Raw genomic sequence first — 14,378 nt, forward strand, 5'->3', positions numbered from 1 at the left:
GCGCGGTCGTCACGGCCCCCCCATGAGACGCACACCCAAGATCGACAGAGAACCGATCACTTCACCCTGAACTGATCGATCACGCGCAGGATCTTCACATTTTCTTTCTCCATTTGTCCAGCAGAAAACCTTCGTCCGACACCTTCTGTCGCGTAAGCCACAGTTGATGCCGATCCGCCAGGGCGGCGGCGACCATGCGGCCGTCGGTGCCGGTACACACGGCCGGCACGACGGAAGGCGCCCCGGTGTCGGTCTCCGACCACCACGCGCCCGCCGACTCCTGCTCGGTGGGATGGGCCGTGAAGGAGACCCGCCCCGGCCCGGACTCCTGTGCCAGGACCGTGCAGTCGTATCCGCCGATCATGGCGCGGGTCGCCACCAGCGGCCCGGCGCCGGCGGCCTGCACGAGCGGGTGCGCGTAAGGGGAACGTCCCGGGGCCCAGACGTTGACGACTCCCCTGCCGTCGAGGAAGTACAGCGAGACGGAGCCGGAGCTGGTCGCGAGGGCGGTGAACGCACCCGGCGCCGCGACGGCGTCCAGCTGACCGCTCAGGACGAACGCGCCGCCGGCCTTCTCCTGCGTGAACCAGCGGATCGCCCGCGCCCCCGGCACGAAGAGCTGCACCCGGCCCGCTCCGTCGGCCGCCGCGGCCAGAGTGTCGCCGGTCCGCGCGCCGCCGAGGTCCTGCCAGCCGCCCCACCCGCGACTGTTCTGCACCCGGCAGCTCACACCGCCGCCACCGTTGCGCACGAAGACGCAGAGCCGCCCGTCGGCGTCGACGGCCGCGGCGGGGTGCCCCGTCCACGGGCCGGTCCTGTTCGGATGCCCCAGCGAGGTCCATCCCAGCACCGGCCGCCCGGTCTGGAACTGCACGGCGTGGGTCAACTCCACCTCGTCACCCGCGCCGGTGCGACGTATGCCCACGAGATGGACATATCGATCCGCTCCTTGAGCGACCGTCAGGTCGGCGGTCAGCCCGTCATGGGTCAGCCGGTCCGGCTCCGACCATCCGGAGCGGCCTTCCGTCCAGCGCAGCACAGCGCCCTCCGTGGGCGCATAGGCACTGAAGAGCCCTTCTTTTCCGCAGGTCAGCCACGACCCTGTCAGAAGGGAGGCACCGAGCGTGCCGTCCTCTCGGGACGGGCGGGTGCGTGCAGTAGGCATGTCAATCCAGTGCGTAAGATAGGACCGGTTGGGTTTTCATTCACCCGTTGATCGTTGGATCACCATAGTCTGTTCACTGTACGATCACTTCCGCCGCTGCCCTGCTCGGGGTACGCACCTCGGACAACAGAGGCCGTCCCCACCGGCCCCGATCGTGCACCTTCGTGACAGCAGCCTCCCCCATGAACGGCCATCAAGGCGACGCGATGACACATGCCCGGACGGGCTCAGCACGAAGGTTGGACGACCATGACTGACGAAGGCGGCCGCAGAAAGCGGGGCCGGTCCCGCAAGCGACCCGTGCTCCGGATCGTTCTAGGAACGCTGCTCGTACTCGTCCTCGCAGCGGCCGGCACCGGATACTGGCTGTACAGCCGCCTCGACGGCAACATCGAGTCGATCGACATCGACGATGCCGTCAACGGCGAGCGGCCGGAGAAACTCGCCACCGGCGCCCGGGACATCCTCGTGCTCGGCTCCGACTCACGCTCGGGCGACAACAAGGACCTCGCGGGCGGCAACGTGGGCGGCACCGCGCGTTCCGACACGGCGATGGTCGTCCACATACCCGAGGGCCGGCAGCAGGCCGTCGCCGTCAGCATTCCGCGCGACACCCTCGTCAGCCGGCCCAAGTGCACCAAGAAGGACGGCTCCGAGCTCCCGGCCGCGGAGCGGGTGATGTTCAACTCCGTCTACACCAGCGCCGGTCCCGCCTGTGTGATCAGCACCGTCGAGAAGATGTCCGGCGTCCGGATCGATCACTACATGGAGATCGACTTCTCCGGGTTCAAGGAACTCGTCGACGCGATAGGCGGCGTGACCGTCGACGTGAAGGAGCCCATCCACGACAAGGAGTCCGGCCTCGATCTCACGGCCGGCTCCCACAAGCTCGACGGCACGCAGTCACTGGCGTTCGTCAGGACCCGGCACGGCATCGGCGACGGCAGCGACCTCGGCCGCATCGGCCTCCAGCAGCAGTTCATGATGGCGCTCCTCAGCGAGGTCAAGTCGCAGGACCTGCTGGGCAGTCCGGCCAAGTCGTTCAAGATCGCCGACTCGCTGACGCAGTCCCTGACGACCGACTCCGGACTCGACTCCCTGACGAAACTCGCCGACTTCGCCCGCAGCATGGACGGTGTCGACCCCGCGTCGATGGAGACGATCATGCTGCCCGTCGCCTACGACAAGGTGGACCCGAACCGGGTCGTGGCCGCCGAGCCGCAGGCGACCGAGCTGTGGAAGGCGATCCGCGAGGACTCCGCGATCCCTGAGTCCGCGAAGAAGTCGCCCGCCACGGGCGGCTGACGGACCGCCGGCCCGGAAGCCACGGCCGCGCCTCGCGCGCGCCGTGGCTTCGCGCGTACGCCGCGGTCCGCCGGACCGCTCCGGTCGACGGTCCTCAGGACTCCGCGGCCCGGCGGCCCGGCGGCCTCACCGCAGAGGCTTCCAGCTCCCCAGCGCGAACCCGCCCGCCTCGGTCTTCTGTCTGCTGACGATCGGACTGCCGTCCCGCGTGAGGGCCATGGCCACCAGGCCGTGCCCGCCGTGTTCCCGCACAGCCAGCGGCAGGTGGCCGGAGCCGGTGGTGGCCGTACGGGTCCACCAGCCGCCCGCCGACTCGTCCTCGGTGGGGTACGCGGCGAACGCCACCTGCCCCTCGTCCGCCTCCTGGGCGAGGACCGTGCAGTCATGGTCGTCGATGACCAGCCGCGAGAGCGCCAGCGGCCCGGGCCCCGCGGCGTCCATCAGCGGCCGGGGCTCCGGCAGCCGGCCCGGTGCCCAGACCTGGATCACCCCGTCGCCGTCGGTGTAGAAGAGCGAGACGGTCCCGGAGACCGTGGTGATCGCGGAGAACGCTCCTCCCGGCGCCGCCTGGACGTCCAGGCGTTCCGCCGGGGCGAAGGCCGCACCGGGCTTCTCCTGGGTGTACCGGGTGATCTGGTTCCGGCCCGGTACGAAGAGTTCGACCAGACCCTCCCCGTCGGTGGCGACCGCCAGTGCCTCCCCCGTCCCGCGTCCGCCCAGGTCCTGCCAGCCGCCCCAGCCGCCGCGGACCCCCTGGACCCGGCAGCTCACACCGTTGCCGCCGTTGCGCAGGAACACGCAGACCCGGCCCTCGCCGTCGACCGCGGCCACCGGGTCGCCGGTCCACCGGCGGACCTTGTTCGGGTGACCGAGCGCGTGCCAGCCGAGCAGCGGGCGCCCGGTCTGGAACTGCACCGCGTGCACCAGTTCCAGTTCCCGCTCCCCCTCAGCGTCGGTGCCGGTCCGGCGCAGGCCGATCAGGTGGGCGTAGCCGTCCGCTCCCTGGGCGACGGTGAGCACCGGCATCAGCCCGGGTGCGTCGAGCCGGTCAGGCCCGCTCCATCCGGACGGCGTCTCCGTCCAGCGCAGCACCGCGCCGTCCGCGGGTGCGTACGCGGTGAGGACACCGTCCTTGCCGCGGGTCAGCCATTCACCCGAAAGCCGTCTTTCATCGGCCTGGTCTCGGTCTCGAAGCGTGGTCGCACGCTCAGTCGGCATGGGAAGTCCAGTGCGTCGGAACGGGTCGGGGAGGGCGGCGAGTTGCCTCACCGTCCGGTCAATTCTGGCAGCACCGGCGGGCCGCGTACGCCACGGCCCCGCGCACCCTGCGACCCTGGTGCCATGAACGAGCCGCCCCTGCTCCTGATCGTGGACGGCGCCAACGTCGTCGGCTCCGTGCCCGACGGATGGTGGCGCGACCGCTTCGGTGCGGCGGAGCGGCTTCGGGACCGGCTGGCCGTCACCGCGACGGAGGGGATCGCCGGGGAGCCGGGGCCCGTGGAGGTGCTGCTCGTCGTGGAGGGGGCGGCCCGGGGCGTCGGCTCCGTGCCGGGCGTCACGGTGGAGCCGGCGCCGGGGAGCGGTGACGACCTGATCGTTGCGAGGGTGCGGGAGTCGGCCGGCCGGACCTGCGTGGTCGTCACGGCCGACCGCGAGCTCCGGAGAAGGGCCGAGGCGCACGGCGCGCGGTGCGTGGGCCCGCGTGCCGTGCGCCCTGCGGAGCCCGACCAGGACAGGGCCTAGTACTCGGCCTCGCGGCCCGCCTTGCCGAGGCGGCTGTTCCTGCGCCCGTAGAGCGCGTACACGACGATCCCGATGGCCATCCAGACGGCGAACCGGAACCACGTCTCGCCCGGCAGGTTGAGCATCAGCCACACCGATGCCGCGACCGACAGGATCGGCACCAGGGGCACCATCGGGGTACGGAACGCGCGGTGCAGATCCGGCCGGGTGCGCCGCAGGATGATCACGCCGAGGGCGACGACCACGAACGCGAAGAGCGTGCCGATGTTCACCAGGGTGGCCAGCTCGTTGATGCTGGTGAAGCCGGCGACGACGGCGATGATCACACCGAGCAGGATGGTCGGACGGTACGGGGTGCGGAAACGCGGGTGGGTCTTGGAGAAGAACCGCGGCAGCAGGCCGTCGCGGCTCATGGCGAAGAACACCCGGGTCTGCCCCAGCAGCAGGATCATGCACACCGTCGTCAGGCCGACCGCCGCGCCGAAGCTGATGACGCCCGCGAAGAACGGATGGCCCGTGGCCTTGAAGGCGTCCGCCAGCGGGGCGCTGATCGACAGTTCGCTGTAGTGCTGCATGCCGGTCACCACGAGGGACACGGCGACGTAGAGCACGGTGCAGATGAGCAGCGATCCCAGGATGCCGCGCGGCATGTCTCGCTGCGGCAGCTTGGTCTCCTCGGCCGCCGTGGCCACGACGTCGAAGCCGATGAAGGCGAAGAAGACGATGGACGCGGCGGTGAAGATGCCCATCACGCCGAAGTTGGTGGGCTCGTAGCCGAACAGCAGCTGCACCAGTGGCGCGTCCCAGCCGCTGCCCTCGATCTGGCCCTGCTTCTCGGGGATGAAGGGGTCGTAGTTGGCGGCCTTGACGAAGAAGAGGCCCGCGACGATGACGATCAGCACCACGCCGACCTTGATGGCCACGACCACAGCGGTGATGCGTGCGGAGAGCTTCATGCCGACGACGAGGATCGCCGTCAGCAGCAGGATGAGGACGAAGGCCAGCAGATCGAAGGTGCCGCCCTCCACATCAGGACCCTGCAGCCCCGCGGGCAGGTTCCACCCCACGTTGTCCATCAGCGAACGCACATAACCCGACCAGCCGACCGCCACCACGGCTGTGCCGAGCGCGAACTCCAGCACCAGGTCCCAGCCGATGATCCAGGCGGGCAGTTCGCCGAGTGAGGCGTACGCGAAGGTGTAGGCGGAGCCGGCCACCGGGACGGTGGAGGCGAACTCGGCGTAGCACAGCGCCGCCAGGGCACAGACGATGCCGGAGGCGACGAAAGCGAGTGCGGTCGCCGGACCGGCGTTGTTCTTCGCGACCGTGCCGGTGAGCACGAAGATGCCGGTGCCGATGATGACACCCACGCCGAAGACGGTGAGGTCCATGGCGGAGAGGGACTTCTTGAGTGCGTGCTCCGGCTCTTCGGTGTCCCTGATCGACTGCTCGACGGGCTTGGTCCGGAAGACGCCTCGCCTGCCGCCGGACGGGTCAGTATCTGTGCTCACCCCTGCACCTCCACACTTGTCGTCCTCGTCATGATCGGGACGGTGCGTGGTCCACAGAGAGCCGGAACGGGTGGAGTTCAGCCGAATGGGCCGAAGGGACCACCCTTTCAGGGTTACCCTCCGGCCCGCGCTCGGCACGTCGTGCACACGATCCGTCCCGTTCGTCCACGGATCGATCGCATCGGGCGGCGGCGGATCAGTCGCGGGCGGGCTCGACCGCCTCGCTGTCGATGCGGCCGTCGAGCTTGGAGACCAGACCGGTGACCTGACGGGCGATGTCCGGTGCGGTCAGGCCGATCTCCGCCATGACCTCCTTGCGGGAGGCGTGGTCGAGGAAGCGGGGCGGGATGCCGAAGTCGCGCAGCGGCACGTCCACGCCCGCGTCGCGCAGCGCCTGGGCGATCGCGGAGCCGACGCCGCCGACCCTGCTGTTGTCCTCGACGGTGACGACCACCCGGTGCCGCTCCGCGAGCGGCGCGAGCGCCTCGTCGACGGGCTTGACCCAGCGGGGGTCGACGACGGTGGTCGAGATGCCCTGGGCGTCGAGCAGGTCGGCGATCTCCAGGCACATCGGGGCGAGGGCGCCGACGGAGACCAGCAGGACGTCGGGCCGGTCGGCGTCCGGCCGGCGCAGCACATCCATGCCGCCGGCTTTGCCGACGGCCTTGACGGCCGGTCCGACCGCGCCCTTGGAGAAGCGGACCACGGTCGGCGCGTCGTCGACCTCGACGGCCTCGCGCAGCTGGGCGCGGACCTGGTCGGCGTCGCGGGGGGCGGCGATCCGCAGGCCGGGGACGACCTGAAGGATCGACATGTCCCACATGCCGTTGTGCGAGGCGCCGTCGGTGCCGGTGACACCGGCACGGTCCAGTACGAAGGTCACACCGCACTTGTGCAGGGCGACGTCCATCAGGACCTGGTCGAAGGCGCGGTTGAGGAAGGTGGCGTAGACGGCGAAGACGGGGTGCAGGCCGCCGGTCGCCAGGCCCGCGGCCGAGACCGCGCCGTGCTGCTCGGCGATGCCGACGTCGTAGACCCGCTCGGGGAACGCCTTGGCGAACCGGTCGAGTCCCACCGGCTGGAGCATCGCGGCCGTGATGGCGACGATGTCCTCGCGCTCCTTGCCGAGCTTGACCATCTCCTCGCCGAACACCGAGGTCCAGTCGAGGCCGGAGCTCGAGATGGGCAGACCCGTGTCGGGGTGGATCTTGCCGACGGCGTGGAAGCGGTCCGCCTCGTCCGCGAGGGCGGGCTGGTAGCCGCGGCCCTTCTCTGTGAGGCAGTGCACGATGACGGGGCCGCCGAAGCGCTTGGCGCGGGCGAGGGCCGACTCGAGCGCCTCGATGTCGTGGCCGTCGATGGGGCCGACGTACTTGAGGCCGAGGTCCTCGAACATGCCCTGCGGGGCGATGAAGTCCTTGAGGCCCTTCTTCGCGCCGTGCAGCGTGCCGTACAGCGGCTTGCCGACGACGGGGGTGCGCTCCAGGAGGTCCTTGCCACGGGCGAGGAAGCGCTCGTAGCCGTCGGTGGTGCGCAGGGTGGCCAGGTGGTTGGCGAGGCCGCCGATGGTCGGCGCGTACGAGCGCTCGTTGTCGTTGACGACGATGACCAGCGGACGGTCCTTGGCGGCGGCGATGTTGTTCAGCGCCTCCCAGGCCATGCCGCCGGTGAGCGCGCCGTCGCCGATGACGGCGACGACGTGGTCGTCCTTCTTCAGGACCTCGTTCGCCTTGGCGAGGCCGTCGGCCCAGCCGAGCACGGTGGAGGCGTGCGAGTTCTCGATGACGTCGTGCTCGGACTCGCCCTGCGAGGGGTAGCCGGACAGTCCGCCCTTCATCTTGAGCCTGGAGAAGTCCTGGCGGCCGGTCAGCAGCTTGTGGACATAGCTCTGGTGCCCGGTGTCCCAGAGGACCTTGTCCTTGGGGGACTCGAAGACACGGTGGAGGGCGATGGTCAGCTCGACCACGCCGAGGTTGGGTCCGAGGTGCCCACCGGTCTTGGAGACGGCGTCCACCAGGAAGGTGCGGATCTCTGCGGCCAGCTGCTCCAACTGCTCCGGGCCGAGCCGGTCCAGGTCGCGCGGTCCCCTGATACGGGAAAGCAGTGCCACCCGTGCCTCCTTGCATTCGAGCTGCATCCGAGCCGATCGACTCTGGGCTGATCGACCTTGCCGATTGCCCGAGTCTAATGTTCCGTGCACGCGCTCGGTCATCGGGCGGTGGGTTCTGTGTCACGTCTATGACGTGACACAGCAGTGCCCGGCACCGCTGGGCGGCACCGGGCACTGTGCGGTCGTACTAGGCGCGACCTGCGGTCTTCTGCGTCCTTCGGGTGACGGAGTCGATCACGACCGTCGCCAGCAGGACACCACCGGTGATCATGTACTGGATCGGCGTCGCGATGCCTTCCAGGGCGAGTCCGTACTGGATCGAGACGATGACCATGACGCCCAGCAGGGCGTTCCAGGTGCGGCCCCGGCCACCGAAGAGGCTGGTGCCGCCGATGACGGCCGCGGCGATGACGTTCATCAGCAGGTCACCGGCGCCGGCGCTCTGGTTGGCCGCCGCGATCTTGGAGGCCCAGAACAGACCACCGACGGCCGCGAACAGCCCGGCCAGCGCGAAGACCGAGACACGCACCGCGGTGACGTTGATACCGGCGCGGCGCGAGGCCTCGACGCTGCCGCCGAGCGCGAAGATCTTCCGGCCGTAGGCCGTCCGGCGGAGCACGAAGTCCGTGATCACGAGGACGGCCAGGAACAGCACCAGCGCCAGGGGCAGGCCCTTGTACTGGTTGAACATGGCGGCCGCGGCGAACGCGACGACTCCGAGGAGCACCGTGCGCATCACGATGTCGGACAGCGGCCGGGACGGGACGCCGGCCGCGGCGCGGCGGCGGTTGTCGAAGAAGGACGACAGGAAGAAGCCGGCCACGGCGACGGCGGCGAGCCCGTAGGCGGCCGCGATGTCGGAGAAGTAGTACGTGGTCAGCTGTCCGACGACGCCCTCGCCGTCCAGGTTGATCGTGCCGTTCTCACCGAGCAGCTGCAGCATGAAGCCCAGCCAGAACAGCAGGCCGGCCAGCGTCACGGCGAACGCCGGGGCGCCGATCTTGGCGAAGAAGAAGCCGTGCAGGGCGCCGATGGCGGCGCCGCTGGCGAGGGCGACGACCAGCGCCAGCCATTCGTTCATCCCGTGCGTCACGCTCAGCACGGCGACGATCGCACCGGAGACACCGCTGACGGAGCCGACCGACAGGTCGATCTCACCGAGCAGCAGCACGAAGATGATGCCGACGGCCATCATGCCGGTGGCGACCATCGTGACGGCGATGTTGCTCAGGTTCTCCGCCGAGAGGAACTGCGAGTTCATGGTCTGGAAGATCACCGCGATGACGATCAGACCGATGACGACCGGGATCGACCCGAGGTCGCCGGCGTGCACCTTGCGCTTGAACTCGGAGAAGTAGCCCTTGAGCCCCTGCTCGCGCACCAGCAGACGGGGGTCGACCGCGGTCAGCGCGTCGTGCGCGGCGTCCGGGTTGACCACCTTCGTGGCGGTGGGGGTCTTTTCCGTGGTCACTTCGTAACCTCCGCGTTGCGCGCCGCACGGCGGGTCACGGCGTTGTCCGTGGCACCGGTGATGGCGGAGATGATCTCTTCCTGCGAGGTCGACTTGACCTCGAAGACACCGTTGTTCCTGCCCAGCCTGAGCACGGCGACCTTGTCGGCGACAGCCTTGACGTCGGCCATGTTGTGGCTGATGAGGACGACGGCGTGGCCGCGCTCCCGCAGCCGCTCCACGAGGTCGAGCACCTGTGCGGTCTGCTCGACACCGAGAGCGGCGGTGGGCTCGTCGAGGATGACGAGCTTGGGCTCGCCGAGCATCGAACGGGCGATGGCCACGGTCTGGCGCTGACCGCCGGAGAGCGAGGCGATCGGGATACGGACGCTGGGGATACGGATCGACAGCGTCTTCAGCAGTTCGAGGGCGCGTCGCTCCATCTCGACCTCGTCGAGCACGCCGCGCTTGTGCAGCTCCCGGCCGAGGTAGAGGTTGCCGACGACGTCGATGTTGTCGCACAGCGCGAGGTCCTGGTAGACGGTCGCGATGCCGAGGTTCTGGGCGTCGTGCGGCCGGTTGATCGAGACCCGCTTGCCCTCCCACTCGATGGAGCCTTCATCGATGGGGTGCACACCGGCGATCGTCTTGACCAGCGTGGACTTTCCGGCGCCGTTGTCGCCGACCAGGGCGACCACCTCGCCGGCGTGGACCTCAAGCTCTACGTCGGTGAGCGCCTGGACGGCACCGAACCGCTTGGAGACCCCGCGCAACGCCAACACGGGCGTAGCGGACACGTGAACCATCTCCTTCGCCGCCTGACCGGCGGGGATGCCGCGCCGGGGGAAATGCGGCGCGGAGGTTGAGCAGACTGGAAATGCAGCGGGTGTTCCGACCGGTGCCCCGACCGGCAGCGGGGGCTGATGGCGGGGCGGGGCACCGGAAGGTTTCTGCGGGACGCGGGCGCCCGGGCAGAGGCCGGAGCACCGGGGACCGGGCTCCGGCGTGCGGCCTTACTTCAGGCCGAGCTGGTCACACGCGGCCTTGAACTTCGGGGTGCAGATCTCGTTCACGGTGTAGACGCCGTCCTTGACGACGGTGTCCTTGATGTTGTCCTTGGTCAGCGAGACCACCGGGACGAGGACCGACGGGATGCCCTTCTGGGAGGGGCTGTCGACCTTCTCCTTGGCGATCGCGTCGAGCGACTCGCCCTTGGCGAGCGCCACGGCCATCTCGGCGGCGGCGGAGGCCTCCGGCGCGTACGGCTTGTAGACGCTCATGAACTGCTCACCCGCGACGATGCGCTGGACACCGGCAAGCTCGGCGTCCTGGCCGGTGACCGGCGGGAGCTTGGTGAAGCCGCCGGACTTGAGGGCGGTGATGATGCCGCCCGCCATGCCGTCGTTCGCGGAGTAGACACCGATGATCTTGTCCTTGCCGAGGGACGAGATCGCGGCCTCCATGTTGGCGTTGGCGTTCTCCGGCTTCCACTCCTTGGTGTCGTACTCCTTGCCGATGTTCACCTTGCCGTCGAGCTCGGCGTGGGCACCCTTCTTGAACAGCGCGGCGTTCGGGTCGGTGACCGAGCCGTTCATCATGACGATCTGGCCGTCCTTGGCCTTGTCGCCCAGGGCCTCGAGCAGCGCCTTGCCCTGCACCCGGCCGACCTCTTCGTTGTCGAAGGAGGTGTAGGCGTCGATCGGACCCTCGGCGAGACGGTCGAAGGCGACGACGGGGATACCGGCGTCCTTGGCCTTCTTCACACCGCCGGCGATGGCCTTGGAGTCGACCGCGTCGACGATGAGCGCGTCGACCTTGTTCGTGATCATGGTGTCCACCTGCTGCGTCTGCAGCGTGGCGTCCTGCTTGGCGTTGGCGTAGACGACCTTCGCCTTGCCGTTCGTCAGCTCGCTGATCTTCTTCTCGATGAGCGGCTTGTCGAACTTCTCGTAACGAGCGGTCTGGTTCTCCGGAAGGAGCAGGCCGATCGTGATGTTGTCGCCCTTCTTGGCAGCCGACTCTTCGGCGCTGTCGCCCGAGTCTCCGGCCTGGCCGCAGGCGGCAAGCGATACGGCCATCGCGGAAGCGGCGACAGCAACAGCAGCACGACGCAGATGTGCGTTCACGTTGAGAAACCTCCCTGACGAGGCCGCGTCGCTGCGGCCGAGGTGGCTGGAAGTCAACTCGGCCCCGCCGTCAGCGTCAAGGAGTAAATCCTTAACGAGATGACAACGGTGCCATTCGTTATCTAAGTGAAGGCGGGCGCTCCGACCGGCAACGCACTGTCCAGAAGGGTCGAATCACCCATTTCGCTGAGCACGAGGGCCAGCGCACCGAGCACTTCGGCACGCCCGCCCAGAGCACCAGGAGCCACCGAAAGCTGCCTCGCCGCACTGGGAATGGCGTAACGGGAGACGGACTCACGAATGGGTCCCAGTACCAACTCTCCAGCCTCCGCCAAATCCCCTCCGAGCACCACCCGGCTCGGATTGAGGAGGTTGCACAGGTTGGCGACACCACTGCCGATGTGGCGGCCCACGTCCGCCACCACCCGGCGGCAGCCCGGGTCGCCGTCCCGCGCCAGTTGAACGACGCGCTCCATGGTCAGTTCGGCCCCGTGACTCGACTGGAGCAGCGGCAGCACGTACCGGGCCGCCGTGAACGTCTCCAGGCAGCCGCGGTTGCCGCAACGGCACACCGGGCCCGACTCGTCCAGCGTGATGTGCCCGATCTCGCCGGCGGTACCGCCCGGACCGCGGTAGATCTGGCCGTCTATCACCAGGCCCGCGCCGACACCGCTCGCCACCTTGATGTACGCGAGGTCCTTCACCCCCCGGCCGCTGCCCCACACCATCTCGCCGAGCGCGCCCAGGTTGGCGTCGTTGTCGACGTACACGGGCACGCCCAGCCGGGCCGAGAGCTCCTCGCTCGGGTTGATGCCGGTCCAGCCCGGCAGGATCGCCGTCGAGCCCAGCGTGCCCGACTCCACGTCGATGGGGCCCGGCACGCCGAGCCCCACGCCGATCACCTTGCCGGGACCGATCCCGGTGGCCTCCACCAGCCGGTTGACCAGCGCCTCCGCCCGGTCGAAGCCCTCCGCGGACGACGCGTCCACATCGAGCGGCTCCGCCTCCTCGGCCAGCACCTGATGAGCGAGGTTGCCGATCGCCACGCGCAGATGCGTATGGCCGAAGTCCACGCCGATCACGATGCCGGCGTCGCCGCTGAGGGAGACACTGCGGGCCCTGCGGCCCCCGGCCGAGGTCGGCGTCACCTCTACCGTGCCGCCGTCCTTGAGCTCACGGACGATGTTGGAGACGGTGGCCGCGGAGAGGCCGGTGCTCCTCGCGATCTCCGCCTGCGTCAGCGAACCCGCCATGCGTACGGCACGCACGACACGCTCGAGATTGGCCCGGTGCAGAGATGTCTGCGATCCCGGAGTCTCCATTGACTCATCCACTCCTGCCCCCGGTGGGCGGCGCGACGACCGCCCCCGGCCGGGGGCGCGTGTCGCGACCCCGACGTCTCTCCAACTTATGAACCCTAAGCTCAACCTTTTGGGGCTTATCCCGTCAAGACCTTGAGCGGGGGCAACCTCTGATGAGCACGGCCGGGGCGGGGGCGCGGTGAGTGACGACCAGTGCCGCAACGTGACGATCCGCGCCGACGAGGTCTCGCGCCGGCCCGGCCCGACAGCTCACGCGCAGGCGGCGCGACGGTCTCGGCGGGGCCGGCGCCCCATGATGCGAGTGCGGCCCGGTCGCCGGTGACAGCGGTCTCGGGGCTCACCGGCCAGGTCCGGACGGCGCGGCGGTGTTCGGACCCTCCGGGCCAGGTCCACGGGTGCGGCGGTTTTCGGACCCGCCCGGGCCAGGTTCATGGGTGCGGCATCTCCACGGCCCCCTCGGGGTCCGGGGCGGAGCCGCGGTTTCGGGAAGGGGCGGGGTGGGGAACAGCCGCGCAGCGCACGGCCTGTTCGAGGGCGTGGGGGCGTCAGCCCTCACGGAAACGTCCCGTCCCCCGGGAGGGCTGGGGGCGTCAGCGCCCATGGGGTCCGGGGCGGAGCCCCGGTTCGGGAAGGGACGGGGCGGCGGCGGGAAAAGGCCCGGCCCCGGCCGTGGAAGCGGCAGGGGCCGGGCCCGGTCCGGTACGGGGGTGGTTACTTCAGCGCGCCCGCCGTCAGGCCCGACTGGACCTGGCGCTGGAAGATCGCGTAGACGACCAGCACCGGCAGCATTGCGATCATCATGCCTGCCATCAGCGCTCCCCAGTCGTTCTCGTAGCCCTGCTGGAGCGCGATCATCGCCAGGCCCTGGGTGAGGACGTACTTGTCCTCCTGCTGGTTGAGGACCATCGGCAGCAGGTACTGGTTCCACTGGCCGAGGAAGTTGAAGATGCCGATGCTGATCAGGCCGGGCTTGGCCATCGGGAGCATCACCTGGAAGAACGTCCGGCTGTGCGACGCGCCGTCGATCAGCGCCGCCTCGGCCACCGACGCCGGGAGCGTCCGGAAGAACGCCGTCATGAAGAAGACGGTGAACGGCAGCGAGTAGGCGATGTAGACCAGGATCAGTCCGTGGTAGGTGGCCAGCAGCGAGCTGCCGGGGAAGTCCCGCATGACGAAGAACAGCGGGATCACCAGCATGAAGACCGGGAAGGACATGCCGGCCACGAACAGGTAGTAGATGAACCGGTTGCCGGGGAACTCGAAGCGGGCCAGCACGTACGCGGCCATGGACCCGAGGACCATCGTGCCGATCACCGAACCGCCCACGATGATGGCGGTGTTGATGAAGTACTGGCCCATGTTCGCGTCTTCCCACGCGTTGGACCAGTTCTCCCAGTGCAGGACCGTCGGCAGGCCCCAGGGGTCGGTGAGGATCCCGTTGCTGTCCTTGAAGGCGCTCCAGGCCACCCAGAGCAGCGGCACGCCCACCATCAGCCCCCACACGATGAGGATGCCGTGGGAGAAGACGTTGAGGATGCCGCCCTCGGAGGACTTCCGTTTCGCCGGCTCGGGGGTGCGGTCGGCCTTGGCAGGGGCATCCTGCTCGGCCACCGTTTCGATCTCTTCGGTCGTCATCCGCCCTACCC

At 69.3% G+C, this 14,378-nt stretch carries 11 protein-coding genes; 2 read left to right on the forward strand and 9 right to left on the reverse strand.

What is annotated here, in order from left to right; translation table 11 throughout:
- Window positions 1-94: 94 nt before the first annotated feature.
- Window positions 95-1,165 (reverse strand): DUF8189 domain-containing protein, encoded by a 1,071-nt coding sequence (locus AB0K36_RS11165; RefSeq protein ID WP_364591481.1) that lies wholly within the window; start codon window positions 1,163-1,165, stop codon window positions 95-97.
- Window positions 1,166-1,414: 249 nt separating this feature from the next.
- On the opposite strand from AB0K36_RS11165, the gene AB0K36_RS11170 reads away from it, so the two are divergent.
- Window positions 1,415-2,470, forward strand: a complete 1,056-nt coding sequence (locus tag AB0K36_RS11170) for an LCP family protein (RefSeq protein WP_364591484.1) — start codon at window positions 1,415-1,417, stop codon at window positions 2,468-2,470.
- Between the two features lie 126 nt (window positions 2,471-2,596).
- On the opposite strand, the gene AB0K36_RS11175 is transcribed toward AB0K36_RS11170, so the two are convergent.
- Window positions 2,597-3,688, reverse strand: coding sequence for a PLL family lectin (locus AB0K36_RS11175; protein ID WP_364591487.1), 1,092 nt, complete (start codon window positions 3,686-3,688; stop codon window positions 2,597-2,599).
- A 123-nt stretch (window positions 3,689-3,811) separates the two neighbouring features.
- On the opposite strand from AB0K36_RS11175, the gene AB0K36_RS11180 reads away from it, so the two are divergent.
- Window positions 3,812-4,213 (forward strand): NYN domain-containing protein, encoded by a 402-nt coding sequence (locus AB0K36_RS11180; RefSeq protein ID WP_364591490.1) that lies wholly within the window; start codon window positions 3,812-3,814, stop codon window positions 4,211-4,213.
- Here AB0K36_RS11180 and AB0K36_RS11185 read toward each other — a convergent pair.
- The 7 genes from AB0K36_RS11185 to AB0K36_RS11215 form a co-directional block, all read right to left on the reverse strand.
- Window positions 4,210-5,724: an amino acid permease gene (locus AB0K36_RS11185; protein WP_364591493.1), complete on the reverse strand. Its 1,515-nt coding sequence runs from the start codon at window positions 5,722-5,724 to the stop codon at window positions 4,210-4,212. The two genes, AB0K36_RS11180 and AB0K36_RS11185, sit on opposite strands and share 4 nt — an antisense overlap.
- 196 nt (window positions 5,725-5,920) lie before the next feature.
- Window positions 5,921-7,834, reverse strand: coding sequence for a 1-deoxy-D-xylulose-5-phosphate synthase (gene dxs, locus AB0K36_RS11190; protein ID WP_364591496.1), 1,914 nt, complete (start codon window positions 7,832-7,834; stop codon window positions 5,921-5,923).
- Between the two features lie 187 nt (window positions 7,835-8,021).
- The gene (locus AB0K36_RS11195; protein WP_364591499.1) at window positions 8,022-9,305 is read right to left on the reverse strand and encodes a sugar ABC transporter permease; all 1,284 of its coding nucleotides are present in this window, start codon (window positions 9,303-9,305) and stop codon (window positions 8,022-8,024) included.
- Window positions 9,302-10,090, reverse strand: coding sequence for an ATP-binding cassette domain-containing protein (locus AB0K36_RS11200; RefSeq protein WP_189471694.1), 789 nt, complete (start codon window positions 10,088-10,090; stop codon window positions 9,302-9,304). Before AB0K36_RS11200 ends, AB0K36_RS11195 begins: the two co-directional genes overlap by 4 nt.
- Before the next feature lie 207 nt (window positions 10,091-10,297).
- Window positions 10,298-11,362: a substrate-binding domain-containing protein gene (locus AB0K36_RS11205; RefSeq protein WP_189471696.1), complete on the reverse strand. Its 1,065-nt coding sequence runs from the start codon at window positions 11,360-11,362 to the stop codon at window positions 10,298-10,300.
- A gap of 170 nt (window positions 11,363-11,532) precedes the next feature.
- A complete protein-coding gene (locus tag AB0K36_RS11210; protein ID WP_189471698.1) occupies window positions 11,533-12,732 on the reverse strand; it encodes an ROK family transcriptional regulator in 1,200 nt (399 codons plus the stop codon).
- A gap of 711 nt (window positions 12,733-13,443) precedes the next feature.
- Window positions 13,444-14,367, reverse strand: coding sequence for a carbohydrate ABC transporter permease (locus AB0K36_RS11215; protein WP_364591504.1), 924 nt, complete (start codon window positions 14,365-14,367; stop codon window positions 13,444-13,446).
- Window positions 14,368-14,378: the final 11 nt, after the last annotated feature.

The organism is Streptomyces kurssanovii (assembly GCF_040677245.1).
GTDB classification, from domain to species: Bacteria; Actinomycetota; Actinomycetes; order Streptomycetales; family Streptomycetaceae; genus Streptomyces; species Streptomyces kurssanovii.